The sequence below is a fragment of the Microcoleus sp. B4-C1 genome (assembly GCF_036705285.1).
Taxonomy (GTDB): Bacteria; Cyanobacteriota; Cyanobacteriia; order Cyanobacteriales; family Microcoleaceae; genus Microcoleus.
This window is the reverse complement of the sequence record NZ_JAUBUC010000022.1, coordinates 1-20889: the sequence shown is the minus strand read 5'-3', so window position 1 is coordinate 20889 and position 20889 is coordinate 1. Positions and strand designations below refer to the sequence as shown.

General features: G+C 46.6%; 17 protein-coding genes and 1 CRISPR repeat array. Of the genes, 9 read left to right on the top strand and 8 right to left on the bottom strand.

The window, feature by feature from the left end; genetic code table 11:
* Positions 1–21 precede the first annotated feature (21 nt).
* The 4 genes from QUB26_RS11425 to QUB26_RS11410 form a co-directional block, all read right to left on the bottom strand.
* On the bottom strand, positions 22–768 hold the full coding sequence (locus QUB26_RS11425; RefSeq protein ID WP_333240010.1) for a dienelactone hydrolase family protein: 747 nt from the start codon (positions 766–768) through the stop codon (positions 22–24).
* A gap of 973 nt (positions 769–1741) precedes the next feature.
* Positions 1742–5328: direct repeats of the CRISPR family, unit length 37 nt; unit sequence GCCGGAAAAAACCTAAAACCCTATCAGGGATTGAAAC.
* 78 nt (positions 5329–5406) lie between these two features.
* On the bottom strand, positions 5407–6609 hold the full coding sequence (locus QUB26_RS11420; protein WP_333318026.1) for a glycosyltransferase family 4 protein: 1203 nt from the start codon (positions 6607–6609) through the stop codon (positions 5407–5409).
* A gap of 235 nt (positions 6610–6844) precedes the next feature.
* Positions 6845–9163, bottom strand: a complete 2319-nt coding sequence (locus QUB26_RS11415) for an IMS domain-containing protein (RefSeq protein WP_333318024.1) — start codon at positions 9161–9163, stop codon at positions 6845–6847.
* Between the two features lie 342 nt (positions 9164–9505).
* The gene (locus QUB26_RS11410; RefSeq protein WP_333240015.1) at positions 9506–9670 is read right to left on the bottom strand and encodes a hypothetical protein; all 165 of its coding nucleotides are present in this window, start codon (positions 9668–9670) and stop codon (positions 9506–9508) included.
* A gap of 176 nt (positions 9671–9846) precedes the next feature.
* On the opposite strand from QUB26_RS11410, the gene QUB26_RS11405 reads away from it, so the two are divergent.
* From QUB26_RS11405 to QUB26_RS11395, 3 genes are all read left to right on the top strand, one after another.
* Entirely contained in the window at positions 9847–11121 is a 1275-nt protein-coding gene (locus tag QUB26_RS11405) for a transposase (RefSeq protein WP_333240017.1), read from the top strand.
* Positions 11122–11149: 28 nt separating this feature from the next.
* Complete coding sequence (pdhA, locus tag QUB26_RS11400) at positions 11150–12187, top strand: pyruvate dehydrogenase (acetyl-transferring) E1 component subunit alpha (RefSeq protein WP_333053708.1); 1038 nt, start codon at positions 11150–11152, stop codon at positions 12185–12187.
* A gap of 242 nt (positions 12188–12429) precedes the next feature.
* The gene (locus tag QUB26_RS11395) at positions 12430–12882 is read left to right on the top strand and encodes a clan AA aspartic protease (RefSeq protein ID WP_333240019.1); all 453 of its coding nucleotides are present in this window, start codon (positions 12430–12432) and stop codon (positions 12880–12882) included.
* Between the two features lie 13 nt (positions 12883–12895).
* Here QUB26_RS11395 and QUB26_RS11390 read toward each other — a convergent pair whose 3' ends face one another.
* From QUB26_RS11390 to QUB26_RS31975, 3 genes are all read right to left on the bottom strand, one after another.
* Positions 12896–13201 (bottom strand): hypothetical protein, encoded by a 306-nt coding sequence (locus QUB26_RS11390; RefSeq protein WP_333302703.1) that lies wholly within the window; start codon positions 13199–13201, stop codon positions 12896–12898.
* Positions 13202–13236: 35 nt separating this feature from the next.
* Positions 13237–13884 (bottom strand): IS607 family transposase, encoded by a 648-nt coding sequence (locus QUB26_RS11385; protein ID WP_333053712.1) that lies wholly within the window; start codon positions 13882–13884, stop codon positions 13237–13239.
* Between the two features lie 607 nt (positions 13885–14491).
* A complete protein-coding gene (locus QUB26_RS31975; RefSeq protein WP_445243015.1) occupies positions 14492–14632 on the bottom strand; it encodes an MrcB family domain-containing protein in 141 nt (46 codons plus the stop codon).
* 500 nt (positions 14633–15132) lie between these two features.
* Here QUB26_RS31975 and rpmI point away from each other — a divergent pair, with 500 nt between their 5' ends.
* The 6 genes from rpmI to QUB26_RS11355 all read left to right on the top strand — a co-directional run bounded on the left by rpmI (position 15133) and on the right by QUB26_RS11355 (position 19918).
* A complete protein-coding gene (gene rpmI / locus QUB26_RS11380) occupies positions 15133–15330 on the top strand; it encodes a 50S ribosomal protein L35 (RefSeq protein ID WP_006634164.1) in 198 nt (65 codons plus the stop codon).
* A 19-nt stretch (positions 15331–15349) separates the two neighbouring features.
* The gene (rplT, locus tag QUB26_RS11375) at positions 15350–15706 is read left to right on the top strand and encodes a 50S ribosomal protein L20 (protein ID WP_190658174.1); all 357 of its coding nucleotides are present in this window, start codon (positions 15350–15352) and stop codon (positions 15704–15706) included.
* A gap of 272 nt (positions 15707–15978) precedes the next feature.
* The gene (locus tag QUB26_RS11370; RefSeq protein ID WP_333231755.1) at positions 15979–16509 is read left to right on the top strand and encodes a tetratricopeptide repeat protein; all 531 of its coding nucleotides are present in this window, start codon (positions 15979–15981) and stop codon (positions 16507–16509) included.
* Positions 16510–16746: 237 nt separating this feature from the next.
* Positions 16747–17124, top strand: a complete 378-nt coding sequence (locus QUB26_RS11365) for a response regulator (RefSeq protein ID WP_333053715.1) — start codon at positions 16747–16749, stop codon at positions 17122–17124.
* Complete coding sequence (locus QUB26_RS11360) at positions 17121–17729, top strand: chemotaxis protein CheC (RefSeq protein WP_333053716.1); 609 nt, start codon at positions 17121–17123, stop codon at positions 17727–17729. The genes QUB26_RS11365 and QUB26_RS11360 overlap by 4 nt, the downstream gene beginning before the upstream one ends.
* Positions 17726–19918 (top strand): diguanylate cyclase domain-containing protein, encoded by a 2193-nt coding sequence (locus QUB26_RS11355; RefSeq protein ID WP_333240023.1) that lies wholly within the window; start codon positions 17726–17728, stop codon positions 19916–19918. The genes QUB26_RS11360 and QUB26_RS11355 overlap by 4 nt, the downstream gene beginning before the upstream one ends.
* Positions 19919–20269: 351 nt before the next feature.
* Here the strand turns inward: QUB26_RS11355 and QUB26_RS11350 are convergent, their stop codons facing one another.
* Positions 20270–20752 (bottom strand): hypothetical protein, encoded by a 483-nt coding sequence (locus tag QUB26_RS11350; protein ID WP_333240025.1) that lies wholly within the window; start codon positions 20750–20752, stop codon positions 20270–20272.
* Positions 20753–20889: the final 137 nt, after the last annotated feature.

Here is a 20889-nt window from a genome sequence, read left to right as displayed (position 1 = left end):
TATCTCCCCATCTCCCACTCTCTAAGCTGGTTGAAGTTGCTGATGAAATAGCTGCTTCACCTGCACCCACGAGTCGGCTGCTGCCGTAGCGTCGTAACTGCCGCGGTGGTCGCAGAAGAAGCCGTGATCGGCATTGTAGCGGAAAATTTGGTGAGAAATACTGTGTTTTTGCAATTCGGCGGCGATTTGGTCAACTTGTTCTAAGGGAATGCTGGGGTCTTGAGTGCCAAAAAAGGCGTAGAGAGTGCCTTTAATGTCTGCTGTGCGGGCGATCGTGGGGGTGCCGCCGCCGGGGGTTTGGGTGGCGATACCGGCGCCGTAGAACGACGCTGTAGCCTTGATTTCGGGCAAAGTAGCGGCTAGGTAGGCGACGTGCCCTCCAAAGCAGAAACCGATGCAGCCAAAACTTTCTGGTTTGACAGAGGGTAGAGTTTTGAGGTAATCGATGGTGGCTTGGATATCGCCCAGAAGTTCGGAAGCTGTGGTTTTTTCTTTGTATTCTTTGCCGATTTGGATGGCTTCGGGTGTGTAGCCGGTTTCAAAGCCGGGGGCTTGACGCTGGTAAATGGCTGGGGCGATCGCCACATATCCTTCTTTTGCTATTCTTTCAGTAACTTCGCGGATGTGCGAGTTGACGCCGAAGATTTCTTGAATCACGATAACTGCGGGAAATTGTCCTGGGGAGGCTGGCTGGGCTAGGTATGCAGCTATTTCCAAATCCCCGTTAGGAACTGTGATGTTTTTGGTGATAATTTCGGCTTTTGTCATCGGGAGTTTTAAGGTAAATGCCACTCTACTGATTTTAAGTTAATTTGGGCAATTTTTAGGCCATTCGCCAATAATATTTTTCGCAACCGCGAAGCGCAAATACCGCAAATATGGCAGGTAAAAATTCGCTATTTATTGAAAGTTTAGGTTTCGCTGAAGAAGTCGCGGCAAATCACGCCTAGCAATTAATTGGGAATTCAATTTCGGTAAAATATAAGTTGTGGTCTGGGATTTTCTAAAGCATAGATTTTGATAAGTCTACGACTTGGCAGCTTTTATATGGCTTTTTCGTGAGATTTTAGAGATAAGTGTCTAAGTCGTTAGCTGTTGAATATGAGCTAATTTTTTTTGATAGATCGGAGTTGTTTTTTAATCGCTTTGCTTTCTGGTTGGCGGAATAGTTTGAGGAGATTGATTCCGGCTAGGACTCAAGTCTAAGTTACGATCGCCCCGCCGAACAAAGTCATGCAACCTGTTGAGGAGATTGATTCCGGCTAGAACTCAAGTCTAAGTTACGATGCCACGCCGAACAAAGTCATCCAACAAGCGGCGCCATTGCCGTATCTGTTGAAACTGTGCTAAGTTACGATGCCACGCCGAACAAAGTCATCCAACCCAAGGAAGACAGTATTTGGTTTTTTCCGCTGTGCGCTGGCTGTCAGGGTAAGATCGAAGGTATTGGTGGGGGAGAGCCGGTTGAGCGCAGAATATTTTTTGCTGAGTTTGCGTCAAGGGGTAGGTGTTAAAATCCGAGTATCAAATTTTTCGGCTCAAACTCATGTGCAGCAAGAGTTTGATGCCCCTCGTGTGAAAAAAAGCTAGACGCAAAGTCTGAAAGCTTTACAGGACAAGGTTTTGGAGTGAGTATGGAAACTAAGGTATTGACAAGCCGAAGGCTGGAATGGTACTTTTATTTTAGATGGACGCAACTGCACCTTGAAAACCAAATACACCAAGGCTTCTGGAACGGGCGGCCGGAAAAAACCTAAAACCCTATCAGGGATTGAAACAAAATTGCCAAAGCTCATCTATTCCCTAGCCACCAGCGCCGGAAAAAACCTAAAACCCTATCAGGGATTGAAACGGCTAGAAATCGAGTGCTTGACCTTGCTGGGCTAGCCGGAAAAAACCTAAAACCCTATCAGGGATTGAAACTCAAGCGATTTTCACCGATAAGAAATTCCTCCCAACGCCGGAAAAAACCTAAAACCCTATCAGGGATTGAAACCCACTTCAAGCTGAAGTAATTGCGAGGCTTCATTACCGCCGGAAAAAACCTAAAACCCTATCAGGGATTGAAACAACGGTGTAGAAGTCGATCTAATGATTCCTAGGGCCGGAAAAAACCTAAAACCCTATCAGGGATTGAAACCTACCTCATCGGAACGTTCCGACGTACCGCTTAGCCGGAAAAAACCTAAAACCCTATCAGGGATTGAAACATCTACGAAGCAGCATAGATTTAAAAAAATTAAGCCGGAAAAAACCTAAAACCCTATCAGGGATTGAAACCTGACAGCAGACTTTTGACTGGGGCGGTTTTGGGCCGGAAAAAACCTAAAACCCTATCAGGGATTGAAACCCCATTTACTAACAACAGACTCAGTAGTATCTAGCGCCGGAAAAAACCTAAAACCCTATCAGGGATTGAAACCCCTTTTCCCACACCGTAAATCCTTGTACCGGGTACTGCCGGAAAAAACCTAAAACCCTATCAGGGATTGAAACACAGATTAAAGCCACTGCTGCTGCTAAAAATCAAGAAGCCGGAAAAAACCTAAAACCCTATCAGGGATTGAAACGGTAATGAACTGCGGGGGAAGTCGTTACTCAGTCGGGCCGGAAAAAACCTAAAACCCTATCAGGGATTGAAACCGGCGGCAAAGCTACTGAGATAGTCAACTCGCTTGCCGGAAAAAACCTAAAACCCTATCAGGGATTGAAACTTTTTTCAAATGGCAAACCGATAATATCGCGCAACGCCGGAAAAAACCTAAAACCCTATCAGGGATTGAAACTTCAAATCACATTCAACAAGAGCACTCCTATAAAGGGCCGGAAAAAACCTAAAACCCTATCAGGGATTGAAACTTGTAAAGTTTTTGACCTCTTGCGAGGTGGTAGGTAAGCCGGAAAAAACCTAAAACCCTATCAGGGATTGAAACTCAAGGGATTATTCAGCAAAAAACCCATCTAAAAAATTGCCGGAAAAAACCTAAAACCCTATCAGGGATTGAAACTTGGTCGCCAGCGACAGCGTTGTTGATATCCTTGAGCCGGAAAAAACCTAAAACCCTATCAGGGATTGAAACTTTGGGAGTCCGTTTGATTTTAGGGGTATTTTCCAGCCGCCGGAAAAAACCTAAAACCCTATCAGGGATTGAAACTCCTCTTTATTTACGTGCAATTGCTAGCATCATCCCCGGCCGGAAAAAACCTAAAACCCTATCAGGGATTGAAACAGTACCTTGCCAAGTGATATCGGATCTTACTTGAGCCGGAAAAAACCTAAAACCCTATCAGGGATTGAAACTTAATCCTATTAGCAAACCGTTGGGCGTCGAATATCGCCGGAAAAAACCTAAAACCCTATCAGGGATTGAAACAAGTAGCTTGCAGCGGAAATTGTGGAAATCCCCGCTGCGCCGGAAAAAACCTAAAACCCTATCAGGGATTGAAACTATTAATTCATCATTATCAAGTTCAGCAACTTGCCGGAAAAAACCTAAAACCCTATCAGGGATTGAAACGTTGGTAGATAAGGCGCTGCCGATGGAGTGAATAGCCGGAAAAAACCTAAAACCCTATCAGGGATTGAAACCGCCGATTTGTTGGTTATTGTTTTAGCTCTTTTCCCGCCGGAAAAAACCTAAAACCCTATCAGGGATTGAAACAGAAGAATCATCAGCGATCGCGATCGGCGACGACACAGGCCGGAAAAAACCTAAAACCCTATCAGGGATTGAAACCATCAATTTCACCAGAAAACCAAATTGTAGGAAAGCCGGAAAAAACCTAAAACCCTATCAGGGATTGAAACTTAATATGGAACAATTTGACTTGCAATCTCAGTTAGGCCGGAAAAAACCTAAAACCCTATCAGGGATTGAAACACGCTCACCGAGTAATTGAAGGTAGTCCAGCATGCCGGAAAAAACCTAAAACCCTATCAGGGATTGAAACCGTTTTAGTTGCAAAGTACGGCAAAATAAAATCGCCGGAAAAAACCTAAAACCCTATCAGGGATTGAAACTTTGATACAAATTTAGGGGTAGATGCAACCCCAGCCGGAAAAAACCTAAAACCCTATCAGGGATTGAAACTCGATCGCGGAAGTGTCTGTAACGGGCCCGGCAAGCCGGAAAAAACCTAAAACCCTATCAGGGATTGAAACACACATGATATTTCTTTTCAACTACGTTATTCAGTGCCGGAAAAAACCTAAAACCCTATCAGGGATTGAAACTTAAAAAATAAAGCGTAGTAAGAATTTAATATAAAGCCGGAAAAAACCTAAAACCCTATCAGGGATTGAAACGCTAATAAATGGGACATATTTGCTCATGACGAGGGATGAGGAGAGCCGGAAAAAACCTAAAACCCTATCAGGGATTGAAACCCCAACCCAAAAATTCCGAGAAGGTTCGGACAAGCCGGAAAAAACCTAAAACCCTATCAGGGATTGAAACGCAACTGGTCGCGCATTTCGCGACAAAGACAACAAGCCGGAAAAAACCTAAAACCCTATCAGGGATTGAAACCCAGGGTGTCGGAGTTTGGACAAATTAGTGCTTTGCCGGAAAAAACCTAAAACCCTATCAGGGATTGAAACCAATCCCTCTACAGCCCTCAATGGCTTAAAGTGCGAGCCGGAAAAAACCTAAAACCCTATCAGGGATTGAAACTTGGATTCTGTCGAATTGGCCAATGAAGTTGCTTTAGGCCGGAAAAAACCTAAAACCCTATCAGGGATTGAAACAACAAAGAAGAATCTGCTCCCGTCGCCTACGAAGGGCCGGAAAAAACCTAAAACCCTATCAGGGATTGAAACCCTGGTTTACGAATTCAGTGCAAATTTCGTTTCCCCGCCGGAAAAAACCTAAAACCCTATCAGGGATTGAAACGAGGTTGTTGACCGGGGATACGGATTACTACAGGTAAGCCGGAAAAAACCTAAAACCCTATCAGGGATTGAAACAAGAATTACCAGTTCTGCGTCAAAAAAGGCTGCGACTGAGGCCGGAAAAAACCTAAAACCCTATCAGGGATTGAAACAAGAGTAGAGCAGAACGCTACCGCGTCAAGGTTGGCCGGAAAAAACCTAAAACCCTATCAGGGATTGAAACTTGGATTTTGCAGGCAGAATTTTTGAAGGCGGTAAAGCCGGAAAAAACCTAAAACCCTATCAGGGATTGAAACTTCAAACAGCGCTAGCTCGTCACGCTTAACCCAAGCCGGAAAAAACCTAAAACCCTATCAGGGATTGAAACTCCGATCTTGCACGTTAGGCCTAACTTTCTTGAGCCGGAAAAAACCTAAAACCCTATCAGGGATTGAAACTTGGAGGTAAGCAGGATGCCATATCCCCGCTCTGCCGGAAAAAACCTATTTCCCCATCTAGGGCTTGAAACGCCCAAACTACAAAATTATTGGCTCAAAAATAGACCCCTCCTCTCTCTTTTTATCTCCTCCCATAACCTCAAGCAATCGATCGACTACGCGCCTCCAAGTAAAATTTTCAGCCACAAAAGCCGGGCCCGCAACCCTCGCTTTCGCAGCCAATCCAGGCTGTTCGATCGCCCTGCACATCAAATCAATCAAATGTTCCCCCTCTGGAGCTAAGATAAATAACGTTTCCCCGTCACTTACCACACTCATAAATTTACTTTCAATCCGCAGTGCAAAGTCCGATCGCGTAAAATCATCTGTAGCGCCGCCCGCCGTGCAAATAACCGGCAAACCACAAGCAGCAGCTTCCAACACCGGCAGATTAAAACCTTCTGCCAAATAGGGAGAAACATAAGCATCGGCTGCTTGGTAAAACTCAGCTATTTGAGCAAAAGATAGCTGGGTACCAGTATAAATTAATCTCGGTAAAACCCTCGCTCTTTCGGCATCGTTGAGCATAACTCGGCTGGCTTCAGCAATCTCATCTCTCGACGGATAAAGCAGTTCAGAACCTTTTAAAACTAATCTCGCATCTGGATATTTGTCAACTACCGCAGCGAAGGCTTTTAATAAAGGGCGAATACCTTTGCGATCCGTTTGTCCTCCGATGTTTAAAAATATAAAATAGTTTGACCAGCCGAAACTTTCGCGCAGCGATTGACGCCGATCGCCCGCAGCAGGATAATAAATCTTAGGATCGACTCCCAAAGGTACGACGGCAATGCGATCGGCCTCAACACCGCTGCGAATTAAGCCGGCTTTTGACCAGGCCGACGGTGTAATAATTTTTACTTCTGAGTTAATCTGAGTTTCTGCGATCGACTTAACCCCGATCGCTCTTAATCCTCTACGAGTAATAATACCCCATTCTGTCGCTGCAAATACCCAAGTTTCGGCGCTGCTGGATGCCCAGAAGTTCCACGGGCAGTACATTCGCAGCGTAACATCGGCTGACTGATTTACCGCCGGACTCTTAACGCTGCGGAGTAATGTTTCATTTGGGCGATCGAACAAACTAATTTTCGTCTCCCAAGCTGCATCTATGTAGGGCATATCGCGGTGGAAAAGCTCAATTTGTCCTCGCGGGCGATCGAGCATTTCCAGCAGTTGAAATTGATTGACTACGCAATAGGAATGATAAATAAAACGCCAGCCTTCAACAATAATCTGCACTTCAAAACTCCCGCTTTTGGAATTATATCATTTCCGGTAACACCGGAATGATGTTGACTGTTCACTGTTCACTTTCAACAGTCAACAGTCAACAGTCAACAGTCAACAGTGAACTCGAATTTACTATTCCGATGCTAACGGATTTGATATTAAAAACTCACCTAATAATCAGAAATTGGGAATTAGTAATTAGCAAGCAGAAATTACCAATTACCAATTACTAATTACCAATTTCTTACTTAATCACTTGCCAATCCATAATCCGCCACTGTCCCTCTTGACGGATCAAGTCGTAGCGCACCCGCAGGTTTTCATTGCGGGAAGAAACGAGTTGAGAACGATCGAACACTTCGGCTTTTTCCGCTACTTGGGCATCTACTTGGGCGCGATCGGGATTAGTCGGATTTGTGGTAACTCCATTAACTTGCAGCTTGTGTACATAACGCTGGTGCGCGTTGTTACGCTGTTGAGCTTCCGCCATCAATTGCCAGCGAGACAAAGCCGGTTCTGTCAGAACTTGCTTTAATTCTTCGACAGCGTGATTGGGGCCCAAAGCTGCTGCTTTCGCCGATAGCCAGCTTTGAACTATTTGTCCGGCTGATTCCTCAGTGATTGCTCCCGACACTGCGCCTGTGGCGCTCGGTTCTGGGGTTGCGGCCAAGGCAGGGATTTCTATGGGCGGTTCTTCCAGGCGAACCAGGGCTTGCTCTCCTTGGAGGGGGCCCGATAGGGCTTGCATCGCGCTAGCCAACAGACTGAGTATTAACCACAGGAATAACAGGCTCAGGACACCTGCCACTAGAAGCAAAGCCAGCTTGTTTGGAGGCATGGACTTGACTTGGGCGGTAATTTCTGTTGCCTTGGTGCGCGCTCGATCGACCAAATCGCCCTTTAGCCCCTTGCCGCTGGCTCCGCTGCGCCCTGAATGTTGGCGTCTGCGATGTTTGGAAGTCGATTCTGCTGGGTGTGGCACTGTAGCTATCGGGAGAGAGACAGGGGCAACAGCGCTCGGCGTGGCCACCGTTGCCGGGGATTTCGTTCCCGAAGCTGCGGTGGAAGCCTCGCCCGGTACGGGGGTCAAAGTGACCGTACTGGCTCCCTGCTTGGCTGTGGGTGGCTGTGCGGGTATGGCAGCGGGCGATCGACCTGCTGTCGGTTGCAGTCGCCCTGGCTGCTTGCCGGCGCGGGGCTGCACCACGACCCATTCGTTGGCGGTTTCTGCGTCCTGTGGCAAAGCTTCTAGGTAAGCTTGTACTTTCGGGTCAGCAAAGTAGTCTTTCAAGGACACTGACTCGTTGGCCAAGTCGCGGAAGTGGGGAAACACTTCTTCTTGTAGCCAGTGTTCGGCGTACAAGCACAGTCCGGGCAACAAGTCGGGTGAATCTTGGGAATGTTCGCGAATGAAGGCCAGGGGTTCTTTTTCCGAACTGAGTTCGAGGGCTCTGCTGGCTTCTTCTGTCTGGCCCAGCAGCAGGGAACAGACGGCTTTTTCCAGGTGAACATCTTGGCGGCGACCGAGCTGCATCAGCATCAGCTTTGCCCGACGGATCATCGATGGCTGTCTGGCGGCAAATCCTTGGGCTAACAGGGTGTAGACCGAGAGGTAAGTGGCGACTGCGGAGGGGCGACCGGCTTCGGCTTCAAATAGCGCCTGCTGCTCGCTGCTAGTTAGGTGTTTACGCATTTGCTGCACGAACCGGAGGAAGTCTTCTATTCCTAAACCCGATCGATCGTCTCCCGAACCGTCGATACCGCCTCGTTCTTGAAGCATTTCTCGCAGGATTTCCAGTCCCTTGCGACGCTCAGCGACTTTTTCTTCGGGAAGTGATAATAGCTCTAAAATGTTGTACGGACGGAGTTTGTATATGTCGGCTTGCATTTCACCCCTCACGCTTGCAAATAGGCTTTCGCGCAGCAGCAATTCTTGACCTGCTTCTAATGATTTTGCGGCATTTTCGTACTGACCTTGCTGCCACTGTTCGCGGCCGAGTTCTAGACAGGCAAGGCTGACGGTTAAAACTATATCTGGCCTCACGAGCTGCGGGTCGCCGAAACGACCTTCTGCGATCGCGATGCTGCCATTGTTAAGATACGGGCGACCCAGCTTCTGTACGAGTTCGTATTCTCCCAGTTCTTGCAGTATGAGCAGGGCTCCTACGAATTGGTTGTCATCGATTTCAATACTTGGAGTGTGGGGGTCGGGAGCAGCCTCTAAAGCCTTGGACTCTGCCGGAACGGTTTCTCCTGCGTCTTGCAGGAAGGTGGCCGGGCCTGCTGAGGTTTTTGACCTCTGGTGCTTGGCTTCCTGTGCCGCTTCCGACTCTCGATCGTAAGTTTTGGCTAAAAAATTGGCATCGTAAGCTTTGCGCCCCTCTGAGTCTGACAGAACGGCGCAGGCTTCATCGAGCAGTTGTTTGCGGGCGACGATCGCAACTTCAGAATACTCCCGGCGCGGAAGCTGTAAAGTTCGATCGCGGTGAGCCTGCTGCAACTGTTCGGCAGTAGCTTGAATCGGTAGACCCAAAATCCGGTAGTAATCTAGTGGAATTAACATAAGTTAAAGAACTGTCCACTTCCCCAAAGCGCTAGCAACTGAATTAGCCTATCTTAAGTGACATACTCCCGCAAACCAAATCAAAAATTCTGGTGTTGGCTTCCAACCGCCCCATTCACGGTATGTTGGACTTGCCGTAGAGATACTCTGATTTTTTTCCCTCTAGGGCGTTTTACAGTGAGGAAAATGCAAAGGCCCATGGCCCGTCAGCTAAATGAGTAGTTTGACTCTTGAGCATTTTCGGGTTTGAGAGTAATGGAATTATATCATTCGTGTGCATGGGGTTTAGATGGGAGTTTGTTCTCCGAGTCCCGGCAATCCGCCCCGATGGCCAAACTCATTTTAACAATTGGTGAACTGCTGCGGAGTCAAGGTGCGATCGTTTTCGGCTGCGGTTGTGTCCCATCTGGGTTTAAACTGAGATGTTGCACCATTGTGAATAAGCCTTTTATGAACGGGTTCTCCGGCCCGTTCCACAAGAAAATCTATTCTTTGTGGAACAGGCATCTTGCCTGTTCTGGAGAATGGTGCAAGATGTGGGTTTAAATTTAGATGTCTAGGAAACCGATCGTCTGGTATTATAAAACTTCATTAAGATGGTAAGCATCAATAAACAATAGGACTATTATATAGTCACGAGAGTTAAATGAAATTTTTTCGCTCGTTACGAATGGAGAGTCTGGATGCAACTAACAGAGCGACATATCATTAAATCTACGGAACACCGTTTCCCACTGATTGATGAATTAGCTTTTAAATCCAAAAATCTCTACAATGCCGCTAACTACGTCATTCGTCAGAGTTTTATCTATGGATGGGGCTATATCAACTACAACGAAATGAACCGTTTGATGAAGCATCATCAAGCCTACAAGGCTTTACCTGAATCGGTTAGCCAACAAATCTTGATGATATTGGATAAGAATTGGAAATCATTCTTTGAAGCGGTCAAAGCTTACAAAGCCGATTCCTCTAAATTCACCGGTCGCCCAAAACTGCCGAAGTACAAAGATAAAGCTAAAGGGCGAAACATTCTTGTCTACACGATTCAAGCGATTAGCACTACACAGTTGAGAAAAGGAATTATCAAGCTTTCGGGTACGAAGCTTTTAATCAAAACTCAAGTCAATTCCGCTCAAATTTGTCAAGTTAGACTGGTTCCCAAATGCGATTCCTATGTAATTGAGGTGATTTATGATGAACCGGAGTCCACCGTTAGTAACGGCAACTCTGTAGCTAGTATTGATTTAGGATTGGATAACTTAGTGGCGTTAACTTCAAATCAGCCGGGTTTTATCCCTCTGTTGATTAACGGGCGACCATTGAAATCAATCAACCAGTTCTACAACAAACGTAAAGCACAGTTACAATCTCAGTTGAAAGGAAGCCGCAAGAGTTCACCCCGCATTCAACGCTTAACTCGCTGGATCCACCAAAAAGTCAATAATTACTTGCATCACACAAGTCGCCTAATTGTTGACCATTTGGCAGCGAAACAAATTGGGACGCTAGTAATTGGTAAGAATGCACAGTGGAAAACCGAGATTGATTTAGGAAAGCAAACTAATCAAAACTTTGTCAGTATTCCTCACGCTCGATTAATTGAGATGTTGGAATACAAGACTCGGTTGGTTGGGATTAAGGTGATCGTGCAAGAAGAATCTTACACTTCGCGCGCAAATTTTCTGAATCTAGACCCAATCCCTGTTTACGGAAAAACCGATAAAGACCCTGTGTTCCAGGGTAAGCGAATCAAGAGAGGTTTGTACAAAACATCAGTCGGTCAATTAATTAATTCTGATGTTAATGCTGCGTATAACATCCTGAGAAAAGCAATCCCAAATGCCTTCAGCAATGGGATAGAGAGCTGCGTAGTTCAGCCGAGGCGGGTTAATCCGCTCAAAGTGAAAGTGAAGGGGGAGGGACTTGACGCCTCCCATGTCCTGTGCAATAAATGACTATACTTTTGCCATCTATTAATTATTTATGGTTCAGGAACGGACTTTACCAGTTTTTGACGCGCAAAGCGTAACCATTTCTCGGGATGAGGGCTTGATGCTCTACGAGGATATGGTCTTGGGGCGCTATTTTGAGGACAAGTGTGCTGAGATGTACTACCGGGGCAAAATGTTTGGTTTTGTCCACTTGTACAACGGTCAGGAAGCTGTGTCTACTGGCGTGATTCGATCGATGCGCCGGGATGACACCGATTACGTTAGCAGCACCTACCGCGATCACGTTCACGCTTTGAGCGCGGGCGTGCCGGCGCGGGAGGTAATGGCGGAGTTGTTCGGGAAGGAAACGGGTTGCTCGAAGGGCCGCGGCGGTTCGATGCATATGTTTTCGGCAGAACACCGACTGTTGGGAGGTTATGCTTTTGTGGCTGAGGGGATTCCTGTAGCTACCGGGGCGGCTTTTCAATCGAAGTACCGGCGCGAAGCTTTGGGGGATGAGAGTTCCGATGGCGTGACTGCTTGTTTTTTTGGCGATGGTGCTGCAAATAACGGGCAGTTTTTTGAGTGTTTGAATATGGCGGCTTTGTGGAAGTTGCCGATTATTTATGTTGTGGAAAACAACAAATGGGCGATCGGGATGGCCCACGAGCGAGCTACTTCTGACCCGCTGATTTACAAAAAAGCTCATGCTTTTGGCATGGCTGGTTTTGAGGTTGATGGGATGGATGTTTTGGCGGTGCGGGAAGTGGCGAAGGAAGCTGTGGCGCGGGCGCGGGCCGGCGAGGGGCCGACTTTGATTGAGGCTTTGACTTATCGCTTTCGCGGCCATTCTTTGGCCGATCCTGATGAGTTGCGTTCTAAGGAAGAGAAGGAATATTGGTTCCCCCGCGATCCGATTAAGAAGTTGGCTGCTGAGTTGATCGATCGAACTTTGGCAACGGCTGAAGAATTGAAAGAGATCGATCGTAAGATTCAAGCAGTAATTGACGATGCAGTGGATTTTGCTGAGAAAAGCGCTGAACCAGATCCTAGCGAATTGTATCGGTTTATCTATGCAGAAGATGAGTAAGCTGTTGTGCATTTAACTTGTATGTTTAGGGCGGGCTCTTAGGCCCAACCCCTACTCCCCACAAGAGTGATAGAACCCCGTAGGGATACGGCGAAAGCCTTTGTCCCTACTGCACTTCCTAAACCAGAAATACGCTGTAAGACTTACGTACAAACTCTACTTGTAGGGTGTGCATTGCGAACCTTACAACCATCAATTAGGGCTAGAATCAAAGGTAGACTTTCTAGACGAAAAGAGGCGATATGATAAATCTCGATCGCGCTCAAACTCAATCCCGCAAAAATATGGGTGCAGTTCGAGTCAAAGTCAAGCTAACGAATGCCTTTGATGCAGAGTTAGTCAAGAGAGGATTGCTCAATCCAAATCTGTTGCGTGTGTACGAAGCAGAAGCACTCATAGATACTGGCGCAGTACGCACAGCTATTCCTGTAGAAGTCTGCGAACACCTTGGTTTAAGAATTAGGAGTCAGGAAATAGCAAAATATGCTGATGGCAGACAAGAAACAGTGGGGTTGACTGGGCCTATTATCATTGAAATAGAAGGGCGCGAAACGATTGAGGCGGCAATGGTTTTAGGTGATATGGTGCTAATCGGCCACACTGTGTTAGAAACTTTAGATTTGCTAGTAGATTGCAAAAATCAGCGTCTAATTCCCAATCCCGAAAATCCCGACAGGCCTGTATTGAGAGTTTAATACTAAATCCAGCTTAAATACCTCCCCGGAGGCTAGCGAATTTTGGATAACCTGCTTTCCCCGAACGATATCGACTAAACGCATCTTTCAAGTCAATCAAAGCATTTTGATAAACTCGACTATACAACTGGTTCATCCAAACGAATTTAGGCTGTTTCTTGACGTGGTTGGTGAGAATTTTTTTGACTTGGTTGAGTACCTTGGAGTCAGAAAGCTTCCCATCGCTATACATTTGGGTTCTCCGGCTTAATCCACAATTAAATACTACGTGCCAAAATCCTAGGTGTTTGGCCACCAAGGTTGCTTCATTGTTATTCAATTTTAGCGATAGTTTGACGCCAAATATAGTTAAACTTACTTGGAGCTGCTTACTTGATTCACTATAGAGGAATCCGAACAAGGATCTATACCCTCTACAATATTCTTAACTTTAGCTTTGTATTTCCGCAGTCCGTAGAGGCGGGAAGAAAAACAGTGGATTATGGAAAGCAAGTCTTGAGTCAATTCTTCATGCGGTGAAAGGCTTTCGGCGTTGGCGACGATAATTGTCCCGCCATTCCACTCTAGAATTTGCTCGACAAGTTCAAAACCAAATCGGCACAGGCGATCTTTATGGGCCACGTACAGCACCCTAACATCGCCCAGCATCGCCCATTGTAGGATTTGCAGAAATTTGGGACGTTTGAAATTAAGTCCACCCCCAATCTCCTGAATGGAGTCTGTGATAGCAACTCCTTGCGCCAAGCAGAATTGTTCCATAGCTTGTGTCTGACGAAGTAAGTCTTGTTTTTGTCCAGTGGACGAGACGCGACAATATACGATCACCCGATGGGGTGGCGTTTTACCGGTTTTGAGGTTCCGGACTATATTTAGGTGACTTTCTGAATAAACACGCTGGTTACCCAGTGTCCTCTCAGGGATTAACTTGCCTTCCTTTTCCCAGCGCCGTAACGTAGAGCTTGAGACTCCCACTAATTTTGCGAATTCTGCCACTTTCCACATAGAACTTTCTCTCGGCGATTAACTATGGATAAGTTTAGCAAATTATTTGACACTTAAGTCTTGCTCAAATGCCATAGTAACCCCTAATCATAAGGATGGTCGCATCGGGTGAGCGACATCCCCTAAGCTGTGGAGCATTTAAACGAGTAACGAGGCTTAGGATCGGGAATTAAATAACTTACAATTTTAATTGTTATTGTGGGACGGGCCTAAGAGCCCGTCCTTTTTGGACGGGCTCTTAGGCCCATCCCACTTTCAAGAGTGGTAGTTATTTAATTCTCATTCCTTATGTGGTGTTAATCGGTAGGGGGCGGATCTGCTTCATATTTGATAAAGATTGTAGATTGACGGGTGTATCTGCACCTTACTCGCGTCTCTCTTCTTGTGTGTACTACATATACATGGAATATGCTGTATTTCTTTGATCTGCTATTCCTTGATTGAGAGAAGGATAAATTTCCGAGAAGTAGGCGCGAAATAAACACAGTAAAACCGGGAGCATCTCAAGAAAAGCAGCTAAGCTAGAAATTGGAGTTTTGAGGCTCTCTTGCTGCGGAGCAGGAGGCAGGAGGAAAGAGTCAGAAGGAAGCAGCCAGAAGAAGTGTTTTTACAAATATGAGATGCTCCCGTAAAACCACGACTGGAAACTCTCAGTTACAAGGTTGTTAAATATTGCTATCCAAGGAACTTTTGCCCAAGAATCTTTCCCGGCTGAAGCTTTTACGCTATATATTTCGGGTAATTCCAATTAAGCACTTATTGATTTCGCCAGTACATTTATGACATATAGCATTTCTCAGAAAGATGGAGTACGCCGAAACCCTGTGTTATCAAGCTTTTTTATTGGAATTGTGTACCTCATTTACCCCAGAACCGCTATAATTAGCAAAGTAATGTCCGTTGAAGTTGTCATTACTGAGCAATGGATATTTTCCATGGATTTTTTCCATGGGTTCTGTAAGCGCCCGAATCAATAATTAAGGTTGGATATTCAATTTAATTATCCTGCCTCACGAACAGCTTTCAAATATTAACTCTGTTGATAAGGCTTTATGATACCGCAACGGCAGTATAACATTTTATACTATTTGTTAACTGCAGCAAACAACCACAAGATTAGCCGATCGCCCGATCGCCCCTCCTGTATATCGCAGTAAATACAGTGCCGCCCCCAACCCGCAAATCTCCCTTGCAGAAAGTACCACAAATGTGATACGGTTGAAGCTTGTGTCCAAATAACACCAGTCCATGCCAAAACTCAAAACTCGCAAAGCAGCCGCAAAGCGCTTTAGAGCGACCGGCAGCGGTAAAATTGTGCGCCGCAAAGCTTACAAAAGCCACTTGCTACAGCACAAAAGTTCAGCTCGCAAAAGCCGTCTCTCTAAGCTGGTCGTCATCGACGAGACCAACGACGCTAACGTGCGGTTAATGCTTCCATACTTGTAAAGTTTAACGGAAATTAAAGATGACACGGGTAAAACGCGGTAATGTCGCCAGAGCGCGCCGCAAAAAAATTCTCAAATTAGCCAAGGGTTTCCGAGGCGCACAGTCGAAACAGTTCCGCACAGCTAACCAACGGGTGATGCAGGCCCTGCGTAACGGTTATCGCGATCGCAAAAAACGCAAACGCGATTTCCGCCGCCTGTGGATTGCTCGGATCAATGCTGCATCGCGCCAGCACGGCACGAGCTACAGCAGACTGATCGGCAACATGAAAAAAGCCAACATCGAAATCAACCGCAAAATGCTGGCACAAATGGCGATCATTGACCCGGCAACATTCGGTAAAGTCGTGGAAATGGCTAATCGAGCCGGAGGCTGAAAGTTAGCTTGATTTTCAGAAGGCAGAAAGCAGAAGTAAGAAAGATTTAACGGTCTGCCAGAGAAGGAAAACTCCTGATAAATTTAGGAGGTTGAGACAAACTTTCCTTCTTTGTTCTTACTTCTGGACTCTTGCTTTTTCAGAAATCGCGATCGGGCCAGTCGATCGCTATTTCGTTGTTTTTTATACAGTTGCAGAAGCAGATATCAGAGATTTCTACTGCCTTAAAATAAATAAAACCTTCCACAGACCTACCTAATTTTAAGAAAAACATGGATAGTAATTTGCTCATTATTTACTTGTCAGTCCTGCTCGCTATACTCGGCAGCACTTCCTGGTTTGTGGTGCGCCAGATTCTCAAAACTCGGAAGCTGGAAATGTCTCTGGAACGCTTAGAAAATAAGCTGACCGTAGAAAAAGGAACAGCGCAGGAATACTACGAATTAGGAAGTATCTATCTAGATAAGAAGCTTTACTCCCAGGCGATCGTACTGTTTCAAAAAGCCCTGAAAGCCAAAGACTTAGAAGGCGAAGAAAATCAAGCTGTTATCTACAACGCCCTCGGTTTTGCACACTTTGGCCAAGAACAGTACGACATCGCCATCCGCAACTACAAAGAAGCCCTGAAGTTGCAGCCAGAATACGTTACATCTCTCAATAATCTGGGTCACGCCTACGAGCGCAAAAAATTAACAGCTCAAGCCTTGGAAATCTACGAACAAGCTCTCGCCTGCGAGCCAGACAATACCACGGCCAAACAGCGAGTAGAGTCCCTCCGGAAGCGTTTGGTAATCTATAATTGAGCGCCCATGTTAGGAGCAATAGAGATCCCGCAAACCTGGTTTCATTCAGAAACCGGGTTTTTTCTTCACATAGTCCAAGATACTAAACTATCCAATACATTAATGCGTTAGTTTTTAAGAACAGGAATTGCAAGTGAAGCTCGATCGCACACCGTCTCAGCACTTTAAATTACTGTCAAGATAAAAGCAGTACCTGCAACGCCGGTCAGTCCTAAACAATAGAAGGAGGAGAACGTAGTGACATCAATTCTCGTTGTCGAAGATTCGTGGTTGACTCGCAGGGTAATCTGCAAAATCCTGCGAGCAGAAGGATACGAGACTTGGGAAGCATCCAGCGGCCCAGAAGCTCTAGAACTGCTCGGCACTAAAACCCCAAACTGTATGCTCTTGGATTTGCTGATGCCGGAAATGGAAGGTAGGGAAGTCCTGCAAGCCATGCGCGATCGAGGATATAAAATTCCAGTGATCGTCATTACCGCAGACATCCAAGCCAGCACACGCTCCGAGTGCATGGAACTCGGAGCCCTAGCAGTCATTCACAAAATGCCCAACTCAGACGAACTAATCGGGTGGATCAAAAAAGCTCTCAGTGTCAGCGAGGAGAACACCCAATGAAATTAAGCACTCGACAGCTCGATGCTTTGCAAGAACTCGTCAACATCGGGATCGGTCAAGCCGCAGGGGTTTTGAACGACATGATCGACTCCCCGATTCGCTTGCAAATTCCCTACCTTCAGATTCTGACTCCCATCGACGTGGCAGAAGAGTTAGAGCAACACCTCAACGGCGAGCAAATCGCCGCTGTCCAGCTCAAATTCACAGGCTCCTTTGGAGGCATTGCCCAGCTAGTCTTTCCCACAAACAGCGCTGCCCTGCTGGTGACAATGCTGACAGGGGAAGAAGCTGGAACTCAGGATCTCGATTCAGTCAAAATTGGTACGCTAAGTGAAGTGGGAAATATTGTAATTAATGGGGTCATGGGTGCAATCAGCAACGTACTTCAGCAGCGCCTGAACTATTCAATTCCCACTTATAGCGAAGGGACGATTGCTAGTTTGCTGATATCTGGCGGTTTAGCTACTGATACAGTTGTTTTATTAGCCCAGACCAGTTTCATGATTGAAAGGCTTCACATTGAAGGAGATATCATTCTTATTTTCAATGTTAATTCCTTTGACACCTTGTTGACTGCTATCAATCAACTTGCCGGGGGTCTATGATTGAGGAGAGCAAAAGTATTAAGGAAAAGTTTGGGGTTCTCGACAGCGTACCAGTCGGCGCCTGCTTGCTGCAAGATGATTTTGTGGTGCTGTTTTGGAACACTTGTCTCGAAGAGTGGACTAAAATTTCCCGCAGCCAAATATTGGGAACAAAGATCACAACCCATTTTCCTCACCTGAGTCAGTTAAAGTACGCCACTCGCTTCAAGCAAATCTTTGCAGGAGGCCCGCCAACAATTTTTTCTTCTCAAATTCACAAACACCTGATTCCGGCAACTTGGCAAGACGGCCAGCAGCGAATTCAGCAAACTACTGTGACTGCTGTGCCGGCCGTAGAGGCTGGCATTGAAGAACAGGAGATTAGAGACTGGGTTCTCCATACTCTTGAGTTGGAATCAGACGGTACTGTCGGCTCCCGATCGTCAAGAAGTGCTTTTGTGTCTAGGGAATCTCCACCCTCAGTTTCGTCATCAATATGGCCGGGGGTCAATGCCCCATCGTTCTACGCGCTGCTGGTGATTCAAGACGTGACCGACCTCACCCATCGCATCCAAGCTTACCGCACAATGCGGGATCAAGCTGTGGAAGAAGTGCAAGTGCGTCAGCGGGTGGAGGAAGAATTGCGATCGAGCCAGCATTTCATCCAGCAAATTGCTGACGCGGCGCCTTATTTGCTCTACATCTACGATTTGACCCAACAGCGCAACGTCTACGTCAACGGTCAAGCTTCTAAATTGCTGGGCTACACTCCCCAAGAAATTTTACAGATGCAAACTGCTTTGTACTCCAGTTTGGTGTACCCAGAAGATTTGCCGAGGCTCAAAGCCCACCAGAAAAAATTTCCCTCGACTCAAGACGGGCATATTTTGGAGTTGGAATATCGGCTCAAACATCGATCGGGCCAATGGCGCTGGTTTCGCTGCCGCGACCAAGTTTTCGCCCGCACAGCCGACGGCTGTCCCAAACAAATTTTCGGCACCGCTCAAGATATCACTGAGTACAAGCGGGCAGAAGAGACGCTGCGGCAGCAGAACGAACGAGAACTGCTGATGGCGACGATTACTCAGCACATCCGCCAGTCTCTGGATTTGGGCGAAGTGCTCCGCACAACAGTGACAGAAGTGCGTCAGTTCCTTCAGGCCGATCGAGTGATGATCGTCCGCTTTAACACCTGTACCGGCAGTTTCGGCGCCGGCCCGGCGACGGGGGCGGTGACAGTGGAATCTGTAGCTGCCAACTGCCAGCCGATGTTGGGGGAAACCCTGGAAAATTTCTGTTTTGACCAGTTTTATCTCGAAGCGTACCAACATCGAGCGATCCGACCGATCGCCGATATCTTGGCTGCAGATTTGCCACAATATCAAATTGACTTGCTCGCACAATTCGCGGTGAGAGCTTATTTGGTTGTGCCTTTAGTGCAAGGAGACGAGTTGTGGGGGCTGCTGATGGCCCACCAGTGCAGTCCCCGGCAGTGGATGCAGTTGGAAGTAGAGTTGCTGTCTTCTCTGGCCACCCAGTTGGCGATCGCCATCAAGCAAGCAGAACTCTACCAGCAGTTGCAAGCGGCCAACCTCAAGTTAGAGCGTTTGGCAACTTTAGACGAACTCACGCAGCTAGCCAACCGCCGCCGTTTCGATCAGTATTTAGAAATGGAGTGGCACAGACAAGCCAGGGAACAAACGCCTCTGTCCCTGATTCTCTGCGATATTGATTCTTTTAAAAGCTACAACGATACTTACGGGCATCAAGGCGGAGACGAATGTTTGCGACAAGTCGCCGCGGCGATCGCCGATGCAGTCAATCGGCCAGCAGATTTAGTAGCTCGCTACGGAGGCGAAGAATTTGCCGTTATTTTGCCCAATACCGCGATTCAAGGCGCGGTGTTGGTAGCCGAACACATACAGCTCAAAATCGCAGCTTTGGAGCTGCCTCACGCTGGTTCTCAGGTGAGCCCCTACGTCACTCTCAGCCTGGGCGTAGCGAGTATTGTTCCTGGATCTGAATCGGGAGCCGAAATTCTGATTGCTGCAGCCGACCAAGCGCTGTATCAAGCTAAACGACTTGGGCGCGATCGTATCCAACTTTACCAGCCCGATCCTGCTGGCAAGCCGAATGGCACAGGCACTTCGATACTTCCTGTAGATTTTTCTCTACCTAATACTAATTTACCCTCTCCCACTAGCGCTTGAGGAATTGCCATATTTGTGGATTCCGAGTAGTTATGCCACTCCGCAAAAAAAATGCCACTGTAAGCCCGCGATCCAAACCCTGATCTCCCTCTGCTGTAACTTATCACCACAACTCCAGCACAACCAACTTTCTTTCTGAGCTCCGTTACATCAGAAGAAAGCGAATCCGTTGCCGAACTTCCTTCTTCAACATCTGCTATATCCTTGAGGGTTGCAGGTTCGGGATGCTAAAGAAAGGTTTTGCACAAGTTGCCAAGTATCTCGATCTTCAAATAACAGCCATTCTGCACCTTCGCAGTATAATTTGGCTAAATCGACGCTACCACCAATTCGCTCGATCGCCCTACGAAATTATATCATTGGTATTTCGCCGCTTTCGCTAACTGTCGATCGGGTTTTTCCCGAAACTTCCCGAATGTCGAGGACTACTTTACCATCTCGGCCTCCTACTGCTTCCATAAAATATGTAAAATTTGCGATTTGAGATTGATGTTTGAGGTAATTTTCTAGGTATGGATTAGCTTCGTAGGCGTGAATTACGGCCTGGGGAAACCTGTTCCTCGCAGCAATCGGAAATAAGCCGACATTGGCTCCAATATCAATAATTGTCATCAGCGATTCAGATAATTGCTCGACTCCGTAGCAGTCGTCTAAAAGCACTTCTATAAATTCTCCGTCCATGCCTTTCTCTAAAGGCACGTTTACTTGATGCAGTTTTCCTTGCACAATTAATTGTTCGGGTAATTGAAAGTTAGCAACTCTGTTAAATTTAATCCCTAAATTTTTTGCTCTAATTTGGCCCTGCACGAGTTGCTGAAGTTTATGGACAAGCATAGGGAGAGATGGAGATTTGTTTTCATTTTTTTTACATAACGTTCGATGATGGAAAAGCCTCTAAGGATTGCGAATTAAATAACTTACAATTTTAATTGTTATTGTGGGATGGGCGTCCCGCCCGTCCAAAAAGGACG

Coding starts and splice junctions, on each gene's coding strand:
- QUB26_RS11425 (WP_333240010.1), bottom strand. CDS start 768: ATGACAAAAGCCGAAATTATCACCAAAAACATCACAGTTCCTAACGGG.
- QUB26_RS11415 (WP_333318024.1), bottom strand. CDS start 9,163: ATGTTAATTCCACTAGATTACTACCGGATTTTGGGTCTACCGATTCAA.
- QUB26_RS11410 (WP_333240015.1), bottom strand. CDS start 9,670: ATGCCTGTTCCACAAAGAATAGATTTTCTTGTGGAACGGGCCGGAGAA.
- QUB26_RS11405 (WP_333240017.1), top strand. CDS start 9,847: ATGCAACTAACAGAGCGACATATCATTAAATCTACGGAACACCGTTTC.
- pdhA (WP_333053708.1), top strand. CDS start 11,150: ATGGTTCAGGAACGGACTTTACCAGTTTTTGACGCGCAAAGCGTAACC.
- QUB26_RS11395 (WP_333240019.1), top strand. CDS start 12,430: ATGATAAATCTCGATCGCGCTCAAACTCAATCCCGCAAAAATATGGGT.
- QUB26_RS11385 (WP_333053712.1), bottom strand. CDS start 13,884: ATGTGGAAAGTGGCAGAATTCGCAAAATTAGTGGGAGTCTCAAGCTCT.
- rpmI (WP_006634164.1), top strand. CDS start 15,133: ATGCCAAAACTCAAAACTCGCAAAGCAGCCGCAAAGCGCTTTAGAGCG.
- rplT (WP_190658174.1), top strand. CDS start 15,350: ATGACACGGGTAAAACGCGGTAATGTCGCCAGAGCGCGCCGCAAAAAA.
- QUB26_RS11370 (WP_333231755.1), top strand. CDS start 15,979: ATGGATAGTAATTTGCTCATTATTTACTTGTCAGTCCTGCTCGCTATA.
- QUB26_RS11360 (WP_333053716.1), top strand. CDS start 17,121: ATGAAATTAAGCACTCGACAGCTCGATGCTTTGCAAGAACTCGTCAAC.
- QUB26_RS11355 (WP_333240023.1), top strand. CDS start 17,726: ATGATTGAGGAGAGCAAAAGTATTAAGGAAAAGTTTGGGGTTCTCGAC.
- QUB26_RS11350 (WP_333240025.1), bottom strand. CDS start 20,752: ATGCTTGTCCATAAACTTCAGCAACTCGTGCAGGGCCAAATTAGAGCA.